This is a genomic window from Nocardia sp. CDC519 (assembly GCF_059509835.1).
Genome location: NZ_CM183377.1, coordinates 4184891 through 4211118, shown reverse-complemented (window position 1 = coordinate 4211118; position 26228 = coordinate 4184891). Strand labels below are relative to the sequence as shown.

Sequence of the window (26228 nt, the reverse complement as noted above, 5' to 3'; positions counted from 1 at the left end):
AGGGTGGCGCTCCGGCGATAGGGCAGAACCAATCGTCTTGAGCCAATAGAAGATTAGGACAGCGCATGATCACTGCGACTAAACCCCTGGCCAGATCATCTACGGACTGGGGGCGCCTCGGGCAGTATGTACTCGCACGGCGCAAGGTTCTGGGCATGACAACGCGTATGGAACTTGCTCAATCGACCGGGCTGAGCTATCGACTCCACGGCGATATCGAGCGAGGATCGCGATCGGTCTCCGATGGGACCCTGGCGATACTCGAGCAGGCCCTGGCATGGCAGCCCGGAAGTGCTCGGGAGATTCTGTCAGGCGGGGAGCCGACGCTGATCGACCCCCCGTCCGACATCTCACCGAAGGCATCGGATTGGATACGCAGCCTCTCCGAGGCATACCGGATCTCCGCAGAGCTCGCCGAGTCGGGGCATGTCGGTCTGTCCGGCCGCCTTCTCCGAGCGCTGACTGATATCAGCCACTCTGCGGTGATGGCGCCGTTCCGGTTACAGGATGTCAGCGCAGAATTCCGGGCCGTGGAGCGGGAGTTCGCCGGATCCGGAAGCGGTGTGCAGCCGACCGTCATCGGCATCGCTTTGGGGCGCTACATGAAGCACCTCAGGGAGAGCCGGTACCTCTCGCAGGAAAGGGTCGGAAGCCTACTCGGCTGGCCGACCTCCGACATATGGCTGCTCGAATTCGGCCGTATAGTACTGGACAAGGAAAAGATCCGCCGACTACTGACGCTGTACGGTGAAGACTCTCCACACATACAGCGTGAGTGTCTCCGGCTGGCAAGCCAGTCCGAGAAATCCGGATGGTGGACGAAATACAACGACCAGACCCTTCCGGATTGGTTCAGGATCTACCTGCACCTGGAACAGTGTGCCGACGTGATCCGGACCTTCGAGGCGCACTTCATCCCGGGCCTGCTACAGACCGAGCGCTACGCCCGATCGATCATGGGCTTCCCCGTGACAGGCGGCCTAGAACATCGCGTCCACCTCAGGATGGAGAGGCAGCGCGTACTAGAAAGGCGAGACAGCCCGCAATTGTGGGTGGTCATCGATGAAATGGCACTGAAGAGGCCGCCGGTCAGTGCCGATGTCATGAGTGAACAGATCGCGCACCTCATCAGCATGACAAAACGACGAAACGTCGTTATTCAAATACTCCCCACGGAAAAACCTCTCAACGCCTTCAGTTCATCCTTTAGTCTGCTCAAATTCCATGAGCCAGAGTTGCCCCACATTGTATATACTGAACAGTTGACGAGCGCGATCTACCTCGACGAGAGAAAGGACATTCAACCGTATATGTCGCTCTTGGACGAGTTATGCACCGAAGCGATGGAGCCGCGCGAGTCGACAGAGTACCTTCGGCGGCTTCTCTGGAACTCGGGCAGTAGTGACGAACGCAAGCACTGCCCATGACTGATCCCGCCGCTGTAAGTGTGCACCGCGGTGGCGGATCGGTTTCGTGGACCGCCGAGCGGGCAAGCCACAGCACAACCGCCTACCTCCAGAGGTTAGGGGGAGCGGCGTGTGAACAACGCGAGCCCAGCTACGCTGATTGGTCGTCCTTTCGTTAGCGCTGTGCCATGCAACACGCCGGTAGTCCGGGGGAGTTCGATGAACTGCACCCGAGGGCCGTTCCCGGAGATCTCCACGGTGGCGGCATGCAGACCAGCAGTAGGTTTGTACAGGTCCACCAGTAATGTGCGGCGCAGGTCGGCGGCACTCGAGTGGTATGTGTGACGAGACACGGCAATTGTATGTATTTCTGCCGTGACTGGCGCGAGGCCCCATGCTGCTCTCGGTCACAAACGTCCGCTGTACTCGCGAACAAGTAGCCATACTTGGTGCAGGTGCTGTGAGACGAAGTCCTCCAGGGTGTGGACAGCCGTCCACTCACTGAGTTCGTCAGGTGTGGTGGTGCTTGGAAACCTGACTGTCACATGAGGTTCCTGTGTGGAGTGTTGTTGCGGTGGGATGGTGATTTCCTCGACAAGGTGGCGCATGCCCCAGAGTTGAAGGAGCTCGCGGTCAGCCTCGTGTGCGATGCCACCGTATCTCGCTGCGTGCCAGGAGAACACATCTCGGTAAATCACGTGTGTATAGCCGAGCAGGTCTGGCACCCGTGTGCCGTTCCATCGGAGTCCGCCGCGGATGACTTGCCTCGCGGAACTGCTGTCACGCGGTTCGGCGACGCCGAGAATGAATGGCTGGAACTTGCGCAGGTCTGCTGGCAGGCCGTGTACGAAGGTGGTAATGATGTCGCACGGGTTGTAGATATGGAGCCCGACGTCGTATTCGCCGGGGAGTTCGGCTATCCGGTCGAGCCATGCGCCGACGAGTTCGGTCCAGTCCCTGTTGGTAGCCAGGCAGATCATCGTTGATTGCCGGAATTCGCGCCACGGCCCGGGAGTTTTGCTGCTGGCGGTGCCGACAAAGAGTGTCGTGGGCTCGCCGTCGCGTCCGGTGAGGAGCCGGATGATGTCGTCTTTGTCCTGGTATGTGTCGTGGCTGAAGGCCCCGGCGCGGTGGATGTGTTCGATGGTCCAGCCGTCCTGCTGGGTGAGCTGTGCGAACCTGGCGGGGCTGCCGTTCTCAATCGCGCCTGCCCGGATGGTCGAGCACACATGTGTGAGGGCGTCGTAGACATCAGGGTGCTCGTATTCGGCCCGTTCTTCGCTGTCCAAGAGCGGGTGATCGCAGAATCGGGTGCAGGGATGGTCGTCGTAGAGTTGCGCGAGTGAATGGATCTGGCCGAAGGCGAGGTAGAGGGCATGCGGGTACATGATTTCGCCGGATGGGCCGCCGTAGTCGAGGTGGACGCCGATCAGGTCGATCGCTCCTGCTTGGGCAGCGGAATGGACGACCTTGTCCCAGCACTGGTCCCGTTCGGCTGTGGTGACGAACTCGAAGATGACGTGGATCGAGGTGAGTCGTCGTTCGGCAGGTGGGGCAAGGAATTCGATCCGATGTGCTGATTGCGGGACGCCATCGCGGTCTATGGTGAGGCGGTAGCCGCGTAGGTCGTGGTCCCAGTCCCGGGCGAGGTTGCTCAGCGGGGTCAGTAGCTCGTTCCACTGGGGTTCGAGCGCGACTGCGAATACGCGGATTCTGCCCGGAAGCACACCTTTCTCGCGGCGTAGAAGTTCGACGTACTTTGCCAGCTCTTGTGCGGTTTCGCGGGCAGTGTTGTTTGCGCGCTTGAGTTCGATGACGACCCAGTTCTGGTGCCGATCGCGGGCGAGAATATCGATGTAGCCGCCGGTGCCTTCAGGGTTCGGGATCCAGTACTCCTGCCGGAAGAGGCGAAGACCGGGTTCGAGCATCTCGAGTCGGTCAGCGAGATGCCTTCTAATGATCGACTCCCGCGGCGGCATGACCATTGATCCTCCCCTGTTGCTCTCCAACTCATCCTAAAGTTGGCCACTGACACTGTTGCTGCCGGGACGGCGTAGCTGGGAGCGGCGCCGCTGTCCAGCATGCGGGAGTATCGATGGGAAGCGGGTTCACTGCTACGAACGAGTGGTTCTCCGGGTCACACGACCGCGGCCTACGGCGGCTAAATCCGACGGTGAGTGGATTGGGTCCGTCGAATCTATGTCGGCGTTGGGGGATGCTGGCTCAGTCAGGATTCGTCTCGGTGTTCAATAGCTGGCCTTCCAACCAGACTGCGATCTCACCAACTGTGTAGAGCGTGTCTTCCAGCGTCTCCGCGTCGAACACCGTGTGCGGCCTGGCCGGCCTGTTGGGTGTCGTCGGTCTCGGCCATGGCGAGCCGGTCAATGCGTGGGCGTAGTCATTTCGCCTGTCCCGTACCTTCGTCACCTCGGCTTCGATATCGCTTCGGATGTCAGGTGGCGGGGCGATACGGTTGAGGAGCCGCGACATCTTGATATGTAGTCCTCCGCGGCGTGATGAATTTGGCGGCGCCAGATCGTCGATAAAGGCCTCTAGCGCCGCGACTGCCGTCATGGCTGCCGCTCCGCATGCGATCGTCCGGGCTTGCTCGACTGTATAGATGTTCTCGTCGAGATCGTTCTCGTGATCGACTTGGTACCAAAGGTTCCATGCTGGGTCGTTCGGGGGCGGTGCGGCGCGATCAGCTGTTCTTTTCCGGTGGCCGAGTGATTCGAGCGCGCGGTCAGCGGCCGAGTTCGCCGATCGCCATAAGAATATCGCCGCACTCAGCCGGTCGCGGAACACCAGGAACTCGATGCGAGTGAAGTCGTGAAAGCCGAGATACAGCTCGGCGAGATCGTTCGGGTAGTCGTCCGCCTTCTCCCAGTACAGCGACTCCATCTGTTCCTCAGGCAAGTACACGAATTTTGACGGGTCGTTTGGGTCCACTTCGAAGTACACGATGCGAGCCTAGGCAGTTCACATCCGGTGGGGATGAAGCCTCCACCTCCGTGGCGGTGTTCAATGCCCGGTTCCCGCAGTGGCTGTCTGGCTGAATGATGAGCGGTGTGGCCGGCATTCAAGCGCCCGCGATCCACGCAGGGTGATTCGGGGAGTCGCCCTGTCTACGGGTCGACGCAGGGTATCTCCGTCAGAGGCCTACATCGCGGATGTGGACGTCGGTGTCGAGGACATCGGGGTCCCCGGGCAATTCGGTGTCGAATGTGAGCCGTAATTGTTGTGTGCCGGTGTGTTCTTCGTCGGCATATTGGGTGGGTGTCAGGGTTTGTCGGCGGTGTTGTTCGGCGCGGTGTCGGGTGAGTTCCCCGTGAAGGTGTGCGTGCTGAGCGTGGTAGGCGCGATTTTGGCTGTCGGCGTGGGCGGCCTCGGTGGGTGTGTGGTGGTCAGGTGGGCTGGCGAGCAGTTCCTGCCAGCCGGGTTCGGGGCCGGCGAGTTGGGTGGCGTGGCGATGAGCGGTGTGGTGGTTGTTGCGGGCTTGCTGGTGGCGATGTTCGGTGGTGGCTTGTTGGGTGAGGAGTTCTTCGATGCGGTTGCGGAGGGTGGTGTGTTGGCGGCGGGGTGTGGTGGTGAGTTGGTGTCGGGCGTTGGCTAGTTGGGCGCGGATGGTGTTGAGGTCGTGGGTGGCGGCGGTGAGGTTGTCGGCCGTCTGTTGTGCATGGCGGATGGCGTTTTGGGCGGCGCGGTGGCGTTCGGCGACCGTTCCGGAGTCCTCGTCTGCGGCGGTGTTGCCGAATGGTTCGTACATCGCGGCTTCGGTTTCTGGTGTGGCGAGGGCGAGTTCGAGGTTGGTGATGCGTTCGGCGAGTTGGTCATCGGTGAGCAGCATCAAAGGGTCGTCGCGACGGGCAATGGCGTGGTCATCGACATTCGCGTCGATGGTGGCGAGGGGGTGATCGCGGATCCAGGTTTCGATGATGTGGCGGTGTGCAGGGTTGCGGAGTGCCCGCCAGTCGCGGCGGAGCAGTGCGAGTGCGGCTTCGGGCGGGTGGGTGGTGGCGAGGTAGGTGCATCGGGCTTCGAGGGGGTGTTGGTTGTGGTCGGGGATGCCGGTGTGGTCGTCACGGCAGTCGGTGCAGAGGCCGTCGTCGGTGCGACGGGGTGGGATGGGTGTGGCGTCAGCGCGGCGGCGTTCGATGCCGCAGGACACGCAGGGCAGGGTTCGGATATCGGGGACTGCGGCGAGGTCGTAGTCGAGGCGGTTGCGGTAGGGCTTGTCCCTTTGTTTGTCGCGGTTCCATAGCCCGCCGGGGAGTGGTTGGTCGGGTGCTGTCCGGTTGTCGGGTTCGGGGTTCCAGATGCCGTGCTGTGAGGGCTGGTCTGTTGTGTCTGGTTTGCCGGCGTTGGTGTCGAGGTAGCTGTCGGTGAGGTCGAGGGCGGCGTGGTCGGTCGCCGACATGGTGGGTGTGTGCTGGGTGGTGTCGCGGTAGCGGCGTTGATATCCGGTGCGGTGGCGGCGGGTGCGCTGGTGTGCTTGTTCGGGGCTGGTGTCGTCGGGTTGGTAGACGCCGGGGTCGGTGTCGGGTGTGCAGGCGTGGATGAGTGCGGTGTGCTGTGGGTTCTGGGTTGCGAGCCATTCGAGCCGGGCTTTCGCGACCTTCCACGGACGGCCGTACAGGATTTGGGCCACTTCGGCGATGACCGAACGCTGCTCAGGGCTCGCCTGTGCAGCGACGGAGCGGAACGCTCTCACCGCGGCGGCGACGTTGCCGGATCGGAAGATTTCGGCGACCGAGTGGATCGCTTCGGGCAGGTCGTTGTTCGCGGGCGGGTTGTCGGGGTGTGTGTTGGCGGTTGGTGGTGGGTGTTCTTCGTCGTGGGTGGGCATGGTCGGCTCCGGGTGGTGTTCGGGGTTGGTCGGTGTTGGGGTGTGGTGGGTGAGGGCGTCGATGCGCCAGGCGAGGGCGGCGGTGAGTTGGTCGGGGCGCAGGGCGGGGGCGTCGTCGGGTTGGGCGGCGAGCAGGAGTTCGTAGGCGGTGGCGAGCAGGTCGTGGGGTGTCCAGGGGCCGGTGCTGGCGTGGTCGATGGCGGCGACGATGCGCGGCCAGCCGGAATCGGCGACGACGTGGTCGGCGAGTTCGGCACCGAGGACGGCATGCAGGTCGGGCAGCCACTCCGGGTGCAGGGCAGTGCTGTTGGGGACATCGAGTGTGGAGGGTTCGAGCTCGAGGCGCGCCCACAACGCGGCAGCGGGCATCTCATCGGGCAGCGGCCGGAGGGCGGCGGCGGTGGTGAGCAGCCCGGTGATGTCGAGGCCAGCACGCTGGGCGAGGTCGAGTTTCTCGGCCATGACCGGCCAGAACGGGTCCAGGGTGAGACGCGGCTCCAGCTGTTCGGCAACCGGCGCCCACCGGTTGCTGGCGGCATTCGGATCGCCGAGCAGGCGCTGGATGCGCTCATCGAGTTCGTGTTGGTGGTCGCGTTCGAGGTTGGAGAAGCGCGCGGGTCCGGTGGGGCGGTGATCGCGTTCGGCGACGTGCAGTCCCGCCCGCCACACCGCTAGCTCGCCGACCAGGTCCGTGTCGGTGACGCCGATGAGGGGCCGTGCCCAGCCGGGGGCGGTCGCTGGTGTCCAGCTGCGGGCTTGGTTGCGGATCTGGTCGGCGAGGTCGGTGACGATGCGGTGTCGCGCGTGCAGGTGTGCGGCGAGGGGGTGGTCGTCGGGAATGGGTGGTGTTCCGGGGAGCCAGGGCAGGGGGCCGGGGCCGGTGGAGTGGCGGCCGCTGGTGTCGAGGCGCCAGTCGAGCACGGCGGCGGCGTCGTCGGCGGTGTCGAGTTCGCGCGCGTCTGCGGCCTCGCGGAGGGCGGTGATCGGGTCGTGGCCGGTCATGGCGATGATCGCCAGGTGCTGCCGCAGGACCGGGTAGGCGGGACAGTCGGTCAACCCGGGACGGATCTGGTTGGCGGCGATGTCGAGGCGGGCGAGGCCATCAGCGCCGAGGCTGTGTTGGGCGGCCAGGCCGAGGGTGTCGTGATAGATGTCGACGGCGCGGCCGAGGCGTCGGAATGGATCGAGGGCATCCCGGAGCTGTGTGTGCGCGGATTTCTGGGCGCCGTCGCGGTCGAGAATCCTGAGCAGGACTTCGACGGCGGTGCGCGGGAAGATGGCGGGTTCGGACCAGAAGGAAGCCTCGCTGCCGTCGAGGGCCGTGGGCAGGTAGGCATGGTTGGCGTGCGCACCGCGGGTCATGGCGACATAGAGCTGTTGACGCGTCTCGAATCCGGTGAGCGCGACGTGGCAAGTGTCGGCGGTGATTCCTTGCGCGGAGTCGATCGTTGCCGCATACCCGAGCCGCACATGCGTGCGCACGTATTCGGCGGGAAGCCACACACTCGCGCCGTGCTCGCCACCGGATCGTCGGTGGCTGGCAGTAATACTGCCGTCGGGGTGGACGGCGGTGACGGTCCAGGTGTAGCCGTTGCGCACCCAGTCCCGGTCCCCGAACCGCAGCCGCGTGTCGTTGTGTCGGGTGCGGATAGTGTCGCCGACCGACGCGCACAGCCCATCGGCGAGAGGTACTTCCGCCTCGGGTTCGAGGCCGACGCGGATGAGTCGGTCGGCGCGGGCGCGCGCGTTGAGCGCGGTGACGGTGTCGTGTGTAGCCGCGAGCATGACGGCGTCGCGGCCCGCGAGACGATCTGCTGCCCAGGCTGTGTAGGTGTCGTCGTGGATGGCGCCGGCATGCCCGCCATGGATGCGGCCGTGGTCGAGATACCAGCCCAGTGCGGCCGGATCGCCGTCTCGCAAGCCGACGCTGGCGGTAGCTTCGCCGCTGGCGGCGAACCGCACCACGTGGGTGAGGGTCAGAGCGTGTTCGGGTGCGGCGTCGGCCATGTCGGCGTGCGCGCCGCCGGCCTCGATGGAAGACAGCTGGTGATCGTCACCGATGCAGCGGATCGTCGCACCCCGCGCCGTCAGGAACTGCAGCAGTTTGAGGCGTTTGTGGTTGCCGAGTTTGACGTGTTCGTCGACGATCACCAACGTCTCGGCGTCTATGTCGAGGACCCACTGCGGCAGCCCGGGCGGCAGTTCCCGGTCGAGCGCGGGGTTGGCGGGGTGGTGGGTGTGGCGGGCGATGACGTCGAGAACTTTGTCGACGGTTTCCACCCGGGCGCCGATCGATTCGCCCAGTACGGCGGCTGCGGCTGCGGTGGGGGCGAGGCCGAGCACGCTGCCGCCGCTGGCATGCCAGGCGCTGGTAAGAACTTTCATGGCGGTGGTTTTGCCGGATCCGGCGGGGGCGTTGGCGGTGTGGACCCGCATCGCGGAGGTCGCGAACGCGGCGATAACGCCGGTTTGGCCGGCGTTGAGCGGCCGATCCGGGAACGCCTGGTTGTGGTCCCGTACTGCGCCAGCGACCACGTCCGGAGCAATGGAGCTGCCTCCGGGTTGCACCGCGAGCTCGATCAGCGCGGCCTCGATGGCCAGCGCGGTGGTGGAGGTGTAGATTTGATCGCCCGCCCGCACGTGCACCGGGGCGCCGCTGCGGCGCGCCAACGGCGCCGGAACCGTGCCGAGGATCGGCTCGGCCGTGGTGTCCGGGTCGCCAAGAGCTATCGATTGCTGAGGCGACAACGCCTCCGAAACCACCGCCACGACGACGTGTTCCCACTCCGCGCCGGTGATCTGGCCGCGGAGCTGGCGTTCGGCTTCAGCGCGCACATTGTGCTCATGCCAGGTCGAGCGCTGCTCGGCAACCACCTCCAACACATGCTGCGCGGTGCGTGTAATCCACTCCGGTGTTGGCGTGATTCGCCCGGTCCGCGGCGGATTCAATACTGCCGCAACCACGTGGGCGAGGGCTTGGCGGCCGCCGAGGAGTGCGATGGCTTCGGTGCGCCAGCTGGAGCGTTGCTGTGCGAGGGAGCGCAGTGTGTGTTTGGCGGGGCGGGTTTCCAGCGTTGCTTGCTGGGCGAGTCGATACATTTCCGTTGGGACCGGTTCGCGCCCGAACCGCTGCTGAAACACTGCCGCCAGCTCACCGAGGCGTACCTGCAGAGCCGCCTCGCGCTTGGACCAGGCGTCGATCAAACCCTCCGGGATGCCGATGATTTCGCGAATCGGCCGCTTGCCGGGATCGGGTTCGGCGCGTGAGGCGAATTCGACGCCCACGTTGTGTTCGAGGTGGTGCTCGAGGCGGGTGTTATAGATCTCCGACACCGTGACCACGACGCGGTAGATGGCGACGCCGTCGAGGGTGCGCCACAGCCCGTCGAGGGTGCGGACTCGGTTGGCGATCAGCACGTGAGTGTGCAGGTCGGGGTCGCCGGCACGACTGTCGCGATGGGTAAATCGCGCTGCGACGATGCCATCGACATCGACCTGTCGGATCCCGTTGCGCCCCAACCGCGTGAACACCGCGTGCTGCTCCAACCAGGCGAGGGCATCGTCGACGGCGGCGTGATGGGCGGCTTCGATCTTCTCCGACACCGACCGCGGCGCGATCGCCCACAACGCGGATACCGACTTGACGGGGGAGAAGGTGAGGTCGAAACCCGCGATCGCGGTCGACCGGGGGCGGGAGTTCTTGGCCACCCATCCCGACAATTCGCGCGCATCTATGGGTGCGCGCTGGTATTCGTCGCTGAACATCTCGAACGCGACGTAGGTGCGGATCCGGGCCCGTTCTTCGTCGGGAATGGCGGCGGTTGGGTCGTTTCCGTGTGTGGAATTGTGTTCCCGGAAGGCGGTTTCGCAGCGTTTTCTGAATTCGGAAACCTCGGCATAGACCCGGAATGGGTTTCCCAATCGGGAGGCTTTGTCGGCCGCGCGTGCCGCGTCGGCGGGCTTGGCACCGAGCGCGACCTGCTTGTCGTACTCGCGGGCCTCGATGTCGTCGGCATCAGGGTGGCGGCCCAGCCCGAACAGCGACTTCATCTGCGCTTCGGTCACTTCCGTACCACGCGCTACGCCGAGCGCGGCGAGACCGGTGCCGTGCCATCGGCCCGGCGCCTCGCCGTGGGCGGAGTAGTAGTCGGACAGGCTGGCGCGGCCGCGGTCGGAATTGTCGTTCGCGGCGACATTGCGCAGGTAATACTGGTAGCCGTTTCCTGCGACGACTTTATGAATCGTCGCGGTCATACCTCCAGCCAGCACCCACGCCAGCAAGAACGCCAGGCCCGGAGTTCACCTGAATAGTGGCAAATCGGCCAAAATTCCTGGTGGTTACCAAATTGTGTCCGCGTGGATCGCCCTGGAGAAGCCCAATACTTGCCGCAGGTAAGGGCTACGGCGATGTTTCGGCTCGACGCGGGAGTGTCGCTTTTCCGTCTATAAACGCTGGTGTGATCCTGGATGCAAGAGGTGTGCTTGTTGAAAAGGTGGCGGGAGCGGAGGGGAAGGGGATGTGGGGATGTGGTGGGGTTGAGAGTGCGAGGGGATGACGTAGTGGGTCTGGGTGTTGTGTGTGGAGGTGGAGTTGTGGGCGAGTTGGTCGGGGGTGGTGTGGGACCGGGTGGTGATGGTGGCCGGTCCGCCGCGGGAGTGTGCCGCCGCGGCGGACCGGGGTTCGGGAGCGGACTGGGTCAGGCCGCGAGCGCGAGGAGTTTGCGGCACTGTCGGCACAGGCCGCCGATGACGTAGTGGGATTCGTGGCAACCCTGGCAGCGGTCGCGGCGCGGCCGCAGCACGGCCACCGTTTCCGGAGCGATCTCGGAGGTGGTCGTGGTGGTGGTCTGGTCGGGGATCGGGAAGGGGCGCTGGGTGTGGACCCAGTTGGTGATGGTGGTGCGGACGCGGAAGGGGCTGCGCCGGAACTGGTCACGCAACAGTGCGCGGGCGGCGGTTGGGTAACGGTCGCTGAGGGCGGTGCAGAAGGTTTCGATCTGCTGGGTGCGGGTGTAGCCGGTGGGCAGGGCCGGGAGGCCGGGGTGGCCGTCTTCGCGGCAGTGGTCGCAGAGGCCGTCGTCGCTGCGGCGCTGTCCGGTGGCGGGGTCGAGAGGGCGGGTGTCGGCGACGGCGCGTTCGATGAAGCAGTGCACACACCGCCATCCGACGACCGGGTGCAGGGCGGCCTGGTCGTAGTCGATGGCGTAGCCGTCGAGGATCTCGCCGTCGAGGGTGGCCGGGTCGTCGGGGTCGCGGTCGATGGTGGCGGCGTAGCGCGCGACCGATGCGGCCGGGGTCTGATCGACGCCGTAGGTGGACGGGGCGTAGGTCGCGACTACCTTGGGTTCGTCGGCTGGGGCGGGTCGGCGCTTGGTCAGCAGCTGGTCCATCCGCTCGGGCAGGTAGGAGCGGAGCTTGCGCTGATCGGTCTCAGGACTCGGGGTGCGCTTGAGCACCGTCTGTTCGGGGAGCCGGACGCGGTGGGGGCGAGCGCCGGAAGCGTCGTCGCCGAGGGCGACCGTCCGGTGGCTGGTCTGGCGGGTGGGTGGCTGGTAGAGGCCGGGGTCGGTGTCGGGTACGCAGGCGCCGAGGAGTTCGCGGTAGCTGGGGTGGGCCTTCCACAGCGCTCGCAGTCGGGCGAGGGCGATCGGGTAGGGCCAGCGCATGAAGGTCGCGGTGAGGTTGACGAGGAACTGTTTCTCGTCGGGGTCGGCGAGTCCGGAGATGATGTCTCCGAACTCGCGGCGCGCGGCGGCAGAGTCGCCTGCGGCGAACAGGTCACGAACGCGGCCGATGGCGAGGGCGAAGACATCGTGGGTCGAGAAGACGGGCGAATCGACGTGATCTGTGGTCGCGCTCTCGGGGGCGAGGGTGGGTGCGGACATGACGATCTCCTTCGGGAGTTTCGAGTTCGGGCCTGCCCGCGCCGCGATATCGCCTACGCGACCGGGATGGCCGGCTGACCGGGTGGCCAGCCGAGGGCGTCCCGACCAGGCCGGCCGCCGACGCGGTGGGGAACGCGCCGGGGCGTGCACGGGCGAATCCCCGCGCCCCTGCATCCGTCACTGCGGGGAGGCTGGGTGTGGGCGCCGGGGATTCGTTTGTGCCGGGCGCGGGCCCTGCCGTGGCGGTGGCCGGCCTGGTAGCCCTCGAATCGGCTGGCCACCCGGGCAGCCGGACATCCCAACCACCTCTGCTTTGTTCTCAACCGACTGGAAAGAAGCGAGGTGGATGAATGTTCGGCCGGTCCGGCGAACACACGGACCGGCCGAACATGGCGAAAGTGAGAAGTGCGGCTGGATGTTTAGAACGGCGCCTCGTCGGCGAATCCACCGGCGGCGGCGCCGGCGAAGACGGGTTCGCTGCTGCCGGCATTGCCCCACGGGTCGTCGGCGACGGCGGGGCGCGCCGCGGTGTCGGCCTTGCGGTTGACCCGGGTGACCTTCGCCGTGGCCCACCTGGTAGACGGGCCGACCTCGTCGACGTGGAGTTCGACGACGGTGCGTTTCTGCCCGTCCTTGGTTTCGTAGGTGCGCTGCTTCAACCGGCCGGTGACGATGACGCGGGCACCGCGCGGCAGATTGGATTCCGCGAGATTCTCCGCGGCGTCGCGCCACACGGCGCAGGGCATGAACAGCGCGTCGCCGTCGGTCCACTCCCCGGCTTGCCGGTCGAACCGGCGCGGGGTCGAGGCCACGGTGAAGTTCGCGACCGCCACACCATGCGGGGTGAATCGCAACTCGGGCGCGGCGGTGAGGTTGCCGATGATCGTGAGAGTCGTGTCTGCGGACATGGGAAATCTCCTCCGTTAGTCAATGTCGTATTGCTGTGTCGCCCGGATGGGCTTCATTTCCCTTGCGCGGCAGCGCCTACCCCCCACCGGACTCGCGTCCGTCTCACAATGGCGACCACAACGGGAAGGGGTGCCGTTCGTGCGGCGAAGATTCGGCGTGGGTGCCGTAACACGCCTGGCGAGGCAGTGGATCGCGATGTCTGGCCCGGCCAGGGGCTTGAATGGTGATTGGCGTCCGTCGCTGGTTGTTTGGGCGGACGGGCCGGTAAGCCCAGCGCGGAGCAGACACATGTGTGCGATGCGATTCCGGGATCCATCGGGTTCTGGTCGCCGAAGCGCATCGGGAACCCAGGGCTCCGCCGGTTCGGAGCGCGGCCGGGGCGGGCCCTGGAGCGGGTGGCGGTTGGTGCGCGAAGGGGATGCGCACCAACCTCGTGCCACGTGTCACTCCGGCGACCGAATCGGCGGTCGTGATGTGGACGCTTCACCCGCGATCCGACGACAACATGGTCGGGATCGCTGTGGACCACGGTAGCTGCATTCGTTGCCGCGGCGCCCTCGGAAGCGGCGAGGCGATTGTGATCAGGACTGGCTGTTGTCGGCGAAGGTGATGTCGAAGGCGGAGGTCTTGGCCGTGATGATCATCCATCCGGTCGCGGGGTCAACCCCACGGATCATGTCGATCAACGTTGTGCGGGTGTCGATCCAGACGGGTTCGTCGAGCGGCAGGTGTTCGACGAAGTCGTCGCCACCGACCGCGGTCGAGGCGAGGTCGGGGCCGGTGCCTGGGCCCCAGCCGCGCGCATAGCAGGCCTTGGACGGGCCATCGGGACGCTCGGGATCGGCAATCAGGCGGGGACGACCGTTGCTCAGCAGGTAGGTGCCGTCGTCCTTGACCCATTTCAGCGACGGTGCCGCCGGCCGGCCGGCGTCGGCTTGGGTGAACGACGGTTGGTGGCGGGTGGCGGTCATGGCGTGTTCGGCCAGTTCGCGTACCTCGGAGATCGGGAACCACAGTTCGATCGACCGATCCATCACAAAGGCGTCCTTTCTCGACGCGGTCAGCGAGTCCGACGGGGGTGGTTGGCGCGGTGGCGTCGCGGCAGCAGCCGGGCGGCCCAGCGGGGCAGCGGTGGTGTGGTGAGGGTGGGCAGTGCTGTGAGTTCGGCCGGGTCGTCGTGGAGGTCGATCCGGTGGGTGGTGCCGTGTTCGTCGGTGATGTCGAAGACGGTGGCCGTCGAGTACGGGTCGCGTTGGACGGCGAGCGCTGCGTGTGCGGCGTGGACGGGGTTGTCGGCGGTGACATCGATTTGCCACGTCACGCTGTATTCGGACATCAGCCAGGCCTCCTGGGCAGCGGTCACTGGCGGCGCAGGCGCCGCGGATGGTGGGCGGTATAGCGGAAGCCGTTGGTGATCGCGCGCTCGGCTTCGGCGGCGGTGAAGCCCTCGATCCCGACATGCGTGTGCGCGGCGTCGATGAGGGCGTTGCGGGCGTGGGCTGGGCTGAGGTCGCCGGCAGCGACCAGCCGCCCGAGTGTCAACGCCGATCGGAATACCGCCACGTTGCGGGAGCCGGGGGTAGCGCGGGCGACACGGTCGGCTTCCCGGACGACGATCGCGGCCACATACCGGTCGAGGTGCACCGGACCAGTGGGCGTGACTAGCGGGGAAGGTGGTGGGGGCCTCAGCCGCTGGGCTATCGCGATCGGCAGCGGTGCGACCGGCACGCGCCGCAGAACGCGGTAGTCGCCTACGGTGGTGCGTGATCCCGGCGCGACGATGTAGCCGCCGTCGCCGCGCGAGTCGATTCCCGGGCCGAGCCGTCCGATTGTCGATCCCAGCTGCCGGCGATGTGGCGCGTGGAAGTAGAGGTGCCAGCCGGCGGGGGTCGCGACGGTGAACGTCGCGGGCACCGCGAGCGCCACTTGCTCGGTGAGCTGGGCGAGTGCGTCCTCGAACCGCTCGACCGTCGGGAGCAAGTGCTGGGAGTCGAGGTCGATCACATGCAGCCCGGCGGCCGTGCCGGTGACGATGCCGATGTTGAAGCTGGTGCACTGCCGCCACCAGCGGTTGATGCGGGTGCTGTCGGTGCTGGCGCGGTCCGGCCAGCGGTTGATCGCGGGTGTTTTCGCGGCGGGCCGCAGCGGGAACACCGGCCACCCGCGGGCGGCGGCAGCCAACGCCGCCGCCCGCAGACTCGGTTCTGACGACACAGCAAGTCCTTCCACCCAGTAGCCGGCCCGGGGCGCGGGGCCGCAGGGTGTTGGCCCCGTGCCCGAGGCAGGTCAGGCCGCAGCGGCCAGTTCGGCGGGTTCGGCGGTGATGGGGGTGTCGATGTCGATGGTGTCGGGGTCGAGTTCGCCGGCTGCGGCCAGTTCGACGGGGACGAGGCGGTGGCCGACCTCGCGCAGGAACCGCAGGTAACGAGCGACACCGCGGTCGTTGTGGCGCCAGCTGTCCTTGGTGGCGCGCTTTTCGTAGGCGCCGAGCACCAGCCCGAGCACGATCACCTGGCAGCGGGCAGGTTTGGCGGTCTCCACGCTGTGCAGCAGGTCGCGCCGCCAAGTGCCGGTGCCGGCCAGCAGCTCGGCCGCGATCTCGAACGCGTTGTATTCACCCAGCAGGTTGATCTCGCCGACCAGGGCCTCGGCGATGAACTTCGCCGCGACCGGCGGTGGTGTCTTGCGCGCCAGCAGCGTGGTGACGAATTCGCGGCGTGCCTGCATGGCGGCAACGCCCTGCTTGTTGAGTTCGCGCACTCGGCGGGCGGCGTCGCGGTTGCGCTGGCGCTGGCGTTCGGCTTCCGCAGTGGCCTCGGCACGTCGCGCCGCCAGCTCCTCGGCCACGTCGGCGTCCTCCGGCGTACCCAGATGGTCCACACTGTGGGTTTCGTCGTCGTCGGGGCGACGGCGAAGCCCGAGCGCATCCAGTTGCGATGTAGGAAGGAGGTATTCGGGCACCCACCGGTCGCGCACGTCGATCTCGCGGACGTGCCGCAATCCTTCGGCGGGTTCGCTGCTCGGGTCGCGTTCAGTGTCCCAGTCGACGGTGTCGGGGTCGATGACCGCGCCAGTGTCGCGGTCGATGAACAACTGCTCATCGGCCCGCTCGATCCACACCAGCCACGCACCCGGCTCGGCCCAGATCCGGTCCTCATCCACGGGATTGCCGTCGGCGTCGACGAGTTCACTGGAAGCGATCAGGTCATCGCCGTGGAGGATGGGCTGCTCGTCCATGATCCCGAAACCGGCTTCGGCCCATGGCATTGCGGCGGCGAAGTAGGCGCGGTGCTCTTCGCGGTCGTTGGCGATTTGGTGGGCGACGTAGGAGAAGTTGAACCGGGTGGCGGCGGCTTGCAGCCGTGCGACGGCGTCGGTGTCGCCGACGATCTCGTATTCGGCGATGACCGCGGCCTGCTCGAAGTCGTACTGGCCCTCATCGACTGCTTTGCGGGCCGTGGCCGATGCTCCGACCTTGCCCGCGAGCTTGACCCGGTCCCGAGGGGTCTGCAACGCCTTGGACACGCGGGTGACCGAGGCACCCAGATCGAGGGCGAGCGCAATGCCGGCGGCGCGGTCACCCTCGGTCAGACCGACCCGGCGATCGTTGACGGTGATCTGCTCGAGGATCCGATCGATCTCGGCCTGTTTGCCACTGGCCACGGCAGCGGGGTCGATCAACCACACCGGCACCTGCTCGAGACCGACCGCCACCGCGGTCAGCGTCCGCAGCTGACCATCCCGCACCACCGCGGTCGGCTCGTCCGGGAGCCCGATCGCGGTGATCGGAGTAAGCACGCCGTGCTCGGTGATCGACTCGGCCAACTCGGTGTGCTCGGCCAGATCGAAGGACTGACGGACGTTCTCAGCGATCACCAACTGCCGCGGATCACGCAACACCGCCACCGCCGGGGCGGCAGATACGGCGTCGCGGGACTGCCCGCCGGCGTCGGCCACCGCATCAGTGGCATCGACGTCGATGGTCTCTGTGTCGAAGCCGTCCTCACGGTGTGCGGCGTCGATATCGGCATCGGCGGCGGTATCGGTGGTGGCGGGTTCGAGGGGAGTGGCGGTAGCGATCATAAGGTGGGCGCTCCTGGAATGTGAGACAGGCAGGCACCGGACACGGGGCCCGGTGCCTGCCTGTGCGGGAGGTGGGAGGGGCGGGTATCAGTCGGTGGTGGTGCGGGGTGCGAGGTTGATCGGGCGCAGGTAGCGGGCGTTGTGGCCGTCGGGGTCGCTGTAGGCCCAGTGCTTGCCCTTCCACTGCGGATCGAGCTCACGCCAGCGATCGACCGTGGCGCCAGCAAGCGCGGTGGCCAGGCCGGCCACGCCGAGATGGACCGCCAGATCGAACTCGGAGCGAGAGACGGTGTGCGTCATCGGGGATACCTCCTGACAAGAGGGCCGGGGCAGGGGTGTGCCCGGCGGACGGGTTGGCAGGGTGGGGTGTTCAGACGAGGGTCATGGCGTGCAGGGCCAGGTCGTCGAGGGTGTCGGCGCGGTCGGCGTCGGGGATGGTTTGGCTGTAGCTGGTGACCGCATTGGCGATCCCGGCGGCAGTCAGCTGTCCGCCGGCGATGAAGTGCGACAAGACACCGGCGCGCTCGTCCTCACTGAAGCCGAGCTTCTTCGCCACGACCTCGATCGTCCTATCCGGCTGCGCGACCGGAGTGGAGGCGTGGCGTTCGATCTCGGCTACACGAGCGGCCAGAAACTGCGGCGACAGCCACTCGGCGACCTTGTCCCGGGTCTCGGCGGTGATGACCGCGAGGCGTTTGCGATAGGTGTCCTGCGACCAAGTCCCCGCGACACCGATATCGAGCTTGTCACCGAGATGACGCTTGGTGAACGCGAACATCGGCAACGTCAACCCATTCCGGCACACCTGAACCAGCAACTCCGGCTTCAACGTCACCGCGTGACGGCCGATTTCGGAGTTGGAAAACCGGAACCCAGCGAACACCACCGGCTCACCGCCCGGCCGAAAGCCCTGACCCTCCCGCGCAGCGACCGGACGCCAACGATCCAGATCACCCGCCGCGCGCCGACGTTCGGCTTCGAGTTCCGGGTTGGCGAAGGGATTGCGGTAGTTGGCCAAGAAAGCCGGGGCCAGCGCCGACACCTTCGGCGAATACACCTTGCAGTGCATCGAGGTCTCCGTCAGATCACAGGAGCGAACGGCGACGTCGGTGTCGGCCGCGCGGATCCCGTCCAGCACCGCGGTGAGCACATCGAGGTTGTCGATGATGCCGTAGCGATCGGACAGAAACGCCCGCAACACCCCCGGCTCACCCGGCACACCGGAAGTGAACAGGCGCAGCAGAAACGACCGATCCTCCGGTGCACCCGGCACCAAGGGATCGGCGGGGCCGTGGAGCAATCCGTTGACATTCGCGTCATAAAGGTCGCTGCGCTCCTGCTCCCGAAGCCACTTCAGGTAGCCGACCGGGATCTTGAGCTTGCTCCCGATCTGGGTATCCGCCGCACCCGTAGGCAGATAGAGGCCGTTGACGGCGGTGACCCCGCGTTCATCGAACACCGGGTCGACCCCGGACACCTCGATCAACCCGCCCCGAGCGCGCAGCGCCGACGCCGGGGCAACGACATCGACCTTGGCCGCCTGCTGACGATTCAACAGCCCGACCAGATCACCCAACTCAGCATGACGAACAGCAGTAGCAACCGACACGGCACAACTCCTCACGACGAATGGACAGGACAGACGCCGCACCCGGAAACAGGCTGCGGTGCAGCGGAAAGCGCGACGGTCAGCACGGTCGGCCGACAGCGGACGCGGGAGAGAAGCCAGGACCACACGTCCTCGCGCGGTGCGGCGGCCAGGCAGTCGCCTGGGTCGAGCAGCTCGGGGCTGTGGTCGCGACGCGGTCAACTCCGGCTTGCCGGGGTGCTGGCATTACGCGGAGCTGTCCTCGACGGCGTCGCGGCCGAGGACCGCGGTGATCGCCTGCGCGAGCAGGTGCAGGTCGATGATCAACTGATCACCGCGGGATTCGAACTCCGGAGACCAGCCGTGCTCGTCGACCAGACGGCTCAGGGCCCGATCGAATACCTCGCGCTGCTGGGTGGGCGTCAACTTCTGCCAGAACTCCTCGACCCGATCGGGCAATCGCAGATCCGAGCGGATGCAGTAGTCCCAGTTGCAGGTGATCAGTGCCGCCTCGACCGCGTGGCGGGCGTCGGAGTCGTCGATGTAGTGCTCGGCGTGGAGCGTTTCGAGGTCTGCGGCGAGGGCATCCGGTACCTCGGCGGCCAGCCCGTTGCCCTCGAAGGCAAATCCGTCGAATACCACCACGGCCAGCGACCGGGACAGGCTGTTACTACGCCAGGTGAGCGATTCACCATGAGTGCTGGTCAGGTATTCGACATTGGCCAGCTGTATCCAGTCGTCGCCGGTCAGGTCCTGGTGCACCGTGTGCTCGACAATCAACTCGATCCGGGTCCGTCTGGCATGGTCGCCGAGTTCAGCGATCAGTGCCACGAACTCGGCCAGCGAGCCGATCGTCACCGATCCCGCCTGCGGGCCCGACACAGCGACCTCGATGTGATGGTGGTGGTCCTCGGTCAGGGACGCGACGAGTTGGTATCCGTACATGGGTGTCCTCACTCGGGAAGCGGCGGGAAGGGGAGGGGACGGCGGGTCGTGGCTGGTCCGCGATACGCGTTGCGGCACACCGGCGGTGTTAGCGGTGTTAGGTGTCGCCGCGGCCGCTGGAGTTGCCCTCGCCAGGGCACGGTCGTTCGGCGAGTCGGAGCGCACGGCACGTGTGCACTTGATCCAATGCCGGGTGCCGGAGCCAGCGACCGGACCACAACAAGGGGCAATCCGTTCAGGCACTCCATGCGGGTTCTCGACGGTTTGGGTGGCCTCGGCACGGGGCAGGCCGTAGCCTTCGATCTGCTGATCGCACGAAACCGGGAGAAGTTCTGTGGCCTCACCTGACATGGACGGATCGTCGGCGGAACCGCTTCGCCATCGCCGGCGTCCATGTGCGGAGTGCCCGTGGCGCCGCGATGTCGCCCCAGGACAATTCAGCGCCGAGCGGTTCGCTGACATGGCCTGCACCAGTGGAGGCCCGGGCCAAGAAGCAGGCCTCGATGCGCCGATGTTCGCCTGCCACAAATCCGCCGAAGGCCACGAGCAGGCGTGCGCGGGCTGGCTCGCTGCGGTCGGCTATCACCATCTGGGCATACGCCGGGCCATCGCCATTGGCCGCCTCGATCCAGGCACACTCGATCCTGGCGATGGATGGCCAAGGCTATTCGAGTCATACACGGCGATGACGACCGCTCAGGCCCGTCGGCGGCGCAGCAGCGACTGACCGACAGCCACGAAACACACATCCCACCGAGAACTTGGCCGCGCGGTGATTTCAGAGCGGCTCGTACCCACCGGGTGGTTAGCTTGCTGCACGTCGATCTCGTGCAGCAGGATCCCAGCACGGCTGCAGCGAGTGATCCGCCCGGAGGGCTCAGATGACGCCGATCAGGCCGGCACCGGCAACGCTGGCCTGCTGGCGCAACTGACGCTCGTGAGCTCGTAATTCGGCGCGCCAATCGGCATCAGCGGCCTCGCGATCGTAGTAGCCGAAGCAAGAATCGACGCGGCTGCCGTCGGGCCCGGACAGGCACCAGCCGAACACTTCCCCGGCAAGCCATCTCCGATAGATTTCGATCTCGACGCGGGCGGTGTTCGTGTTCTCGGTCAGCGCGTACCAGGTCATCCAATCCGATTGGCAGGCCGTGGCATACCCGCTGCCGGAGATCAGCCGGTACGGGCTGCCCGTGATGGCCCGCCACATCACGTAGCGCCGAACCACCGCATCGGAATCCCCCCGGTGCTCGCCGAGAAAATGCGCCACGGCTCGCGCGTGTGGCTCGGAGCTCGCCGCGATCTCGTTCACGACGGTAGCGCCACCTCGGTTCATCAGCAGCAGCGCGTGATTGCCATCCGAACTGCGAGGGCATTCGGCATCCGGATCGTGCGGAAAGCGCACTCGGTAGACCCGGCCGTCGCCGACCGGAACCTCTACAGGCTCAAAAACATCCATATCCACGGGTCTCCTCGATCAGATCGCAGACAAGCCGGCGCAATCAATCGCGCGGCCAGCGTGCTGCTAGCCAGCTGGCCACTCGTGGTCAGGCGGCCAAGGAGTGTGTCGTTGCGGGCCGCGACGACTCGCGTGCGCCGGCGAGGGTGGTGAAGTCGCAGGTGACGACTTCGGTGGCGACGGGCGGGTGGTGCCAGTCGTTGTGGTAGCCGCTGGTGTCGATGCCGCAGCTGGGGTCCAGGGTGATGGCTGTGGCGGTGTGGAAACGCTCGTATTCCGCGTCAGCGCACCCGTACTGCATCCGCGGCTGTCCGCTGTAGCGAAACGGCGCCGAGGACTGCGGAATCAGGAATACGCCGTGGCGAGCCACCCGTGCTGCGATCGTGATCGCGTGGTACTCGAATCGGGGACCGCGATAGCCAGGCGCATCACGGCTGCGGGCGACCGTGCCGAAGGGCGGGTTGGCGATCGCGGTGTCGAACAACGGCATCCGCTCCAGATGCACGCGCAACAGATCACCACACAACCACCGCGCCTCGGGCAACACCTTACGGCCCACCTGCACGAACACGGGGTTGCGCTCCACACACACCAGTTCCCGATCGGGTTCGCCGTTGGTCCGGCCCCACAGATCCCGGCACGCGAACCCCAACCGGCCGATTCCCGCACCCAGATCGATCAGACGAGGACCCACGACCTCGATCGACATATCCCGCGCCAACCCGGCCGGCGTGAAGAACGCCCCCTCCGCGGATTGACCGCTGTGGCTGGACTCCTGAAAGTTGGCCAGAACGAACAACTTCTCGTCCTCACGCAGCTCTCGCCGCAGCTGCACCAACGCGCACGCCTCACGATGCGCAGCAGCCGCGCGCTTGGACATCTTGCCCACCATTGACCTCCTGCTAGTAGATGTATGAGATGGCCGCATATACGTCCCTTTCAGAGGGCCTAGGTCCCTCCAGCCGAACTCGTCACCGCGGGGGTCGAACCGCATGACGCAAACCGGCACCGGTGTTGTGTGGTGAGGTGCGACCGTCGGCACGGTGGCCGGACCGCTGGCCTATTCGCAGGCAAAGTCAATCCGGGGGCGCCGACGACTGTGAGTGCCGGTCGAGGCTCCTGGTTGCTCAGGCGGAACACGGACGTGCCACATCCCGGGCGCCGACATGCGCGGCGTAAAGCAGCGTCCTTGCGAGACCGCGGGTTCGATCGCCCACATTCAGGGCCGTTGTCTGGAGCTGGTTGGCTCAGGCCGCCACGCGGTCGGTGGCGTGTGCGAACCGGCAGTTGACGGGTTCGTCGTGGTGGTGGCCGCGGCAGGTGATGCTGGTCAGGGCCCGGTCGCGGACCGCGAGTTTCGTACGGGTCCAGTTCTCAAGGTCGTCGATCTCGGAGGCGGCGATCGCCTCGTAATGGACCTCGACTGACCCCAGCGCGTCCAGCGCCGGAAACCCGGCGAGCTTCCACATACGCACATACAGTCCGAACGCGACGGTGTTCAACGGGGCGGCGTGACTGGCCTGCACCAGCGACAGCGCCACCTCGGCCGCGGTGCCGGCCGTTGTGTCGGAGCCATCTGCGACCCGGTCGAGCAGTTCACGACAGTGCGATCGGTAGACGAACTCCCGGCTCATCAGGTCATGGGTGGGCGCCAGTAGCCCGAAGCTGTGATGCAGCACGTCACGGTGATGCTGGTGTCGCCGCTGGCCACGCCGGATCTCGTCCTCGGCCCAGTCGAACTGGTCGAAGGTGGCGTCCATGGTGCGGGCGAATTCGGCGCCGGCCTCGCTGAACACGTCAGCGGATGCTTCGATGATCGATCTTGGCGGTGTTCGCGGATCCATATTCACTCTCCTGGTTGTGGCGGGCCGCAGCGGGCCGAACTCGACGTCGGTGGGCTGGGGACTTGAAGGCTTTGAAGGGCAACGTCGTTCGTTGTCGCAGAGATGGCACGGATAGGTTGTGGTGGGGCGTGTCGGTCAGGGGTGCGGCACGCGGGGCAGAGGCAGTGGGTGTCACCGCAGTCATCGGTGGCTGCGTGGTCATCGATCCACTGCGCGGCAGGACCCGGGCAGCCCAGCTCGCGCAGGAATTCGGCCACCGCGTCGACTTCCCGGCAGGTCGTGCGGGTGGCGATGTCGGAGACGAAATCTCCCGCAGTCAGGACCGCGAGCAGAGCATCCAAGGCCGCAGACAGCCGCGACAACACCACTCCGGCGGCCGTGATGCCCGCCATCAGATCGGCGGGCTCAACGCCAGCTGGGCTAGGCGTAGCTGAGGGCATGATTGGCTGTTGAGACAAGAACGCCTCCTCGATGAGAAATGCATCTGCGGTGGTATTGCGTCCGTCGTCGAGCCGCCAGAGAGCGTGGCGGGTGCCTCATGTCGGCGCGGCCGCGATGAGGGCGATAAGGCGACGGTCTGTTCGATAACGGGTGTGGGTCAACGGGTCTGGTTCCGGCCAGGGTGTTCCGCGGGCTTGTCACGTCGACGACTGGGGGATCTCGACTCCCAGGGCGGCTGCTCGTCGTGCGGATTTGTGGGCCAGCCGCAGCAGCTTCTGTGGTGGGATCGCGACCTCGATCGCTGCATCGAGGAGGACCGCGATCTCGTGGTGCGGGTCGGTCTCGAGGGCGATGCCGACGGCGATCGACGCGAGGACCGTATCGCCCCGCACAGCGGCACTGTAGGCGAGTAAGACCGCTGCATGTGCCCGGTGGGGTCCAGTGAGCCCGCGAACGAGCAGCACCCACGTCGCCTCAGCCGCCGCGGCGCAGGCGGTGTTCGCTACAGCGAACAAACAATCGCGAACGCTGCTGTCACCGATCAACTCAGCCAAGCGAGCCAGCTGAGCAGAACTCAGAGGGCGTCCTTCCCGGCAGCCGAGCAGCTCGAGCGCCGCACGTAGGCTCTGCCGAGGGTGATCCTCGGCTGCGTCATGGTCTGGTGATTGCCGGTATCCCGGTGCGGGTAAATCGGGATCCGCAGCGGTGGTGGTGTGCTGGCGGATCTGCTCGATCAGCTCGCGGTCAGGTGCCAGAGACTGCACCAGTGCCTCCCGGCTGGGATACACCTCCTGGCCGCGCTCGGCCCGCTCGCACGTGGCCGGATTCTGCAACGGGTCCTCGATCACACCGCGCTCGGGTGAACCACACAACGTGAACCATTCGGCGCCGGCGACGATCTCGCTGATACCCCAGACCGCGATCAGTGGTACCGGACCGGCACCGGCATCGAACCCCTCAACCAACGCATCGACCAGTTCACGATGCCCCGCCGAACCCCGCGATCCGGGATCGGCGCTGGCGAGCCGGTCGTCGACAATGAGAGCAGCTACAGCGGAGGCGTTCGCGTTCGTGGCCAGACGCCGTGCGTCGGCCAACATGGTGGCCGACGGCGCGTCCACCGGCCAGGTGACAAATAGCGACTGCACCCATTGTGGCTGCTCATCTGGAACCGGCGTTACGGCCATGAGCAACACCAGCCGCCGGTGCGGCCAGTACCCCAGCGCACCGGGAACCGACGCGATCAACCGCGCGGGCACGAAAAAGCGGTCCAGATCGACTTGCATGTGATGTCCTTCCCGGAGACGAGGGTGCGAATGTTGGACGGCGGAAGCAGCCGCCCGGCAGATCGATATGGGAGATCGTGGCCATCACGGACCATTCGGGGTCGTTCGTGGCTAGGTCTGTTCGTCAGCGGGCCGGGGAGCGTGCGTAGTATTGGTGGCGGGAGAACAGGCAGGCCGGTCACGGTGGAAGGCCATGCCGATGTCGTCGAAGCCGACACGCTCGTCGCGCAAAACACGTCCCCCCGAACTCATCCAACGACTTGAACGCTCACGTGAACGCGAGCGCCGCCGCAAAGACGAAGCACGGGAACGTGAACGCGTGATACGCGCTGCGATCAAGACCTACATCTCCGAATGGCACGCGATCAGCGAATGCGAAGCGAAACTCGACACCGAAGTGACCGCGCTACGGCAGCGGATTCGGGTAGCCGAAGAACGTGCCGGACGAGAGAAAGCCGAACACCACGCCCTGCAAGCAGCCGCAGCTGCCCGCATGCGTGAAACAGGGCTGACAGAAGTCGAGATCAGCGAACTACTTGAGACCTCTCCGAAACACGTACGCCAGCTACTGGCGACTGCACGTGCGACTCAGGACAGTGACGGTGGTGCGAGCCGCAGCACTGATCGCGCAACATTCACAGTGCCGAGAGACAACAAAACGGTAACCGAACCCAATTCTCCCGGCAGTCCGACCAGCAGCAGCGGCGGTTAATGTTCGAACAGCGTCAGCGCAGGAGCTGACAATTCCGGAGCGGTCGCGCACCCTCCATCACCGCCGTGCTCCCGGAATTAGGGGCGGTAGGCGTCAAACTCAGACCTTCTGGATACCGCTGGCTTGCCAGACGCACCAGCGGAATTGCTGAGGTGCCAGCGCCTGACGAGCAGGGATACCTGGCGCGGGAGAATATGGCCAGTAGGCATGGCCGCAGCGGTGGCAGTAGAAACCCGCTCGCCAGATTTCATTGGCGCGCGGCCGCACCCGCAGGACTCGCCAGTTGTGCAGGCTTCGCCGCACTGCGGCACCGGCAAGTAGTGAAGCAGGGATAGCCCAGATGCCGGGCACCAGTGCAGCGCCAACCAGGGTACTGACGGAGTGCGCCGCACCGGGCTCGGTGGGCTGGTAGGTCCTGTAGGCGTCGACGGCTGGCACCACCATAAGCAGTGCCATAAGCAGCAACACTGATGCGATGAGAAATAGCCGACCAGTCGGACGAGTCTCTGGCTCGCGGGCCAGGCTGGCGGCCAACGCCGAGGTTTGCGTGCGTTCAACCGTGGCAGTTCCGATCACGGGGACCAGCCCGCTCGCGGCTAAACCCGTCCCGCTGTATATAGCGGTGGAATAGTCGGTTGATACGCCTTGTGAACAAAGAGCGGGCACGCTCTGGACGAAATCAACCCGCCTGCACGTCGGACAGGTGATGTCCATAGTTACCTCCTTCGCTTATGTGCCGCACGGGAGACTCTGCGCCCGCCCTCCTGAACGCGTGGGTATATCCAACATGGCTTCGAATCCACTGTCGAGACTTAGATTGCCGGTAG

General features: G+C 66.0%; 20 protein-coding genes. 3 read left to right on the top strand and 17 right to left on the bottom strand.

Annotation, left to right across the window (positions count from 1 at the left end; translation table 11 throughout):
• Window positions 1-155 precede the first annotated feature (155 nt).
• Window positions 156-1427, top strand: coding sequence for a helix-turn-helix domain-containing protein (locus tag AC5W7N_RS18890; protein ID WP_165448786.1), 1272 nt, complete (start codon window positions 156-158; stop codon window positions 1425-1427).
• A 386-nt stretch (window positions 1428-1813) separates the two neighbouring features.
• Here AC5W7N_RS18890 and AC5W7N_RS18885 read toward each other — a convergent pair whose 3' ends face one another.
• The 12 genes from AC5W7N_RS18885 to AC5W7N_RS18830 form a co-directional block, all read right to left on the bottom strand.
• Window positions 1814-3391: an endonuclease NucS domain-containing protein gene (locus AC5W7N_RS18885; protein ID WP_130915541.1), complete on the bottom strand. Its 1578-nt coding sequence runs from the start codon at window positions 3389-3391 to the stop codon at window positions 1814-1816.
• Window positions 3392-3629: 238 nt separating this feature from the next.
• Window positions 3630-4367, bottom strand: coding sequence for a hypothetical protein (locus AC5W7N_RS18880; protein ID WP_130915542.1), 738 nt, complete (start codon window positions 4365-4367; stop codon window positions 3630-3632).
• A 190-nt stretch (window positions 4368-4557) separates the two neighbouring features.
• Window positions 4558-10506, bottom strand: coding sequence for a MobF family relaxase (gene mobF / locus AC5W7N_RS18875; RefSeq protein WP_269472910.1), 5949 nt, complete (start codon window positions 10504-10506; stop codon window positions 4558-4560).
• Between the two features lie 443 nt (window positions 10507-10949).
• Entirely contained in the window at window positions 10950-12137 is a 1188-nt protein-coding gene (locus AC5W7N_RS18870) for a hypothetical protein (RefSeq protein ID WP_130915544.1), read from the bottom strand.
• A gap of 419 nt (window positions 12138-12556) precedes the next feature.
• Window positions 12557-13045, bottom strand: a complete 489-nt coding sequence (locus AC5W7N_RS18865) for a single-stranded DNA-binding protein (protein ID WP_130915545.1) — start codon at window positions 13043-13045, stop codon at window positions 12557-12559.
• Window positions 13046-13627: 582 nt separating this feature from the next.
• Window positions 13628-14080, bottom strand: coding sequence for a DUF3085 domain-containing protein (locus AC5W7N_RS18860; RefSeq protein WP_130915546.1), 453 nt, complete (start codon window positions 14078-14080; stop codon window positions 13628-13630).
• Between the two features lie 26 nt (window positions 14081-14106).
• On the bottom strand, window positions 14107-14382 hold the full coding sequence (locus AC5W7N_RS18855) for a hypothetical protein (RefSeq protein WP_130915547.1): 276 nt from the start codon (window positions 14380-14382) through the stop codon (window positions 14107-14109).
• Between the two features lie 23 nt (window positions 14383-14405).
• The gene (locus AC5W7N_RS18850; protein ID WP_165448787.1) at window positions 14406-15260 is read right to left on the bottom strand and encodes a bifunctional DNA primase/polymerase; all 855 of its coding nucleotides are present in this window, start codon (window positions 15258-15260) and stop codon (window positions 14406-14408) included.
• Window positions 15261-15332: 72 nt separating this feature from the next.
• Window positions 15333-17129, bottom strand: a complete 1797-nt coding sequence (locus AC5W7N_RS18845) for a ParB/RepB/Spo0J family partition protein (protein ID WP_130915549.1) — start codon at window positions 17127-17129, stop codon at window positions 15333-15335.
• 87 nt (window positions 17130-17216) lie between these two features.
• Complete coding sequence (locus tag AC5W7N_RS18840; protein ID WP_130915550.1) at window positions 17217-17429, bottom strand: hypothetical protein; 213 nt, start codon at window positions 17427-17429, stop codon at window positions 17217-17219.
• Window positions 17430-17499: 70 nt separating this feature from the next.
• Entirely contained in the window at window positions 17500-18738 is a 1239-nt protein-coding gene (locus AC5W7N_RS18835; protein ID WP_130915551.1) for a hypothetical protein, read from the bottom strand.
• Window positions 18739-18963: 225 nt separating this feature from the next.
• On the bottom strand, window positions 18964-19674 hold the full coding sequence (locus AC5W7N_RS18830) for a hypothetical protein (RefSeq protein ID WP_495921941.1): 711 nt from the start codon (window positions 19672-19674) through the stop codon (window positions 18964-18966).
• 337 nt (window positions 19675-20011) lie between these two features.
• Here AC5W7N_RS18830 and AC5W7N_RS18825 point away from each other — a divergent pair, with 337 nt between their 5' ends.
• Window positions 20012-20389 carry a DUF6283 family protein gene (locus AC5W7N_RS18825; protein ID WP_232052004.1) on the top strand — a complete coding sequence of 126 codons (378 nt, stop codon included), beginning with the start codon at window positions 20012-20014 and terminating at the stop codon, window positions 20387-20389.
• A gap of 150 nt (window positions 20390-20539) precedes the next feature.
• Here AC5W7N_RS18825 and AC5W7N_RS18820 read toward each other — a convergent pair whose 3' ends face one another.
• The 4 genes from AC5W7N_RS18820 to AC5W7N_RS18805 form a co-directional block, all read right to left on the bottom strand.
• On the bottom strand, window positions 20540-21124 hold the full coding sequence (locus tag AC5W7N_RS18820; protein ID WP_130915553.1) for a hypothetical protein: 585 nt from the start codon (window positions 21122-21124) through the stop codon (window positions 20540-20542).
• 82 nt (window positions 21125-21206) lie between these two features.
• Window positions 21207-22010: a class I SAM-dependent methyltransferase gene (locus tag AC5W7N_RS18815; protein ID WP_130915554.1), complete on the bottom strand. Its 804-nt coding sequence runs from the start codon at window positions 22008-22010 to the stop codon at window positions 21207-21209.
• Window positions 22011-22365: 355 nt separating this feature from the next.
• Entirely contained in the window at window positions 22366-22962 is a 597-nt protein-coding gene (locus AC5W7N_RS18810; RefSeq protein ID WP_130915555.1) for a hypothetical protein, read from the bottom strand.
• A 638-nt stretch (window positions 22963-23600) separates the two neighbouring features.
• Window positions 23601-24689, bottom strand: a complete 1089-nt coding sequence (locus AC5W7N_RS18805; protein ID WP_130915556.1) for a DUF4192 domain-containing protein — start codon at window positions 24687-24689, stop codon at window positions 23601-23603.
• A gap of 193 nt (window positions 24690-24882) precedes the next feature.
• On the opposite strand from AC5W7N_RS18805, the gene AC5W7N_RS18800 reads away from it, so the two are divergent.
• The gene (locus tag AC5W7N_RS18800) at window positions 24883-25401 is read left to right on the top strand and encodes a hypothetical protein (RefSeq protein ID WP_130915557.1); all 519 of its coding nucleotides are present in this window, start codon (window positions 24883-24885) and stop codon (window positions 25399-25401) included.
• A gap of 99 nt (window positions 25402-25500) precedes the next feature.
• Here the strand turns inward: AC5W7N_RS18800 and AC5W7N_RS18795 are convergent, their stop codons facing one another.
• The gene (locus tag AC5W7N_RS18795) at window positions 25501-26115 is read right to left on the bottom strand and encodes a hypothetical protein (RefSeq protein ID WP_130915558.1); all 615 of its coding nucleotides are present in this window, start codon (window positions 26113-26115) and stop codon (window positions 25501-25503) included.
• Between the last annotated feature and the right edge of the window lie 113 nt (window positions 26116-26228).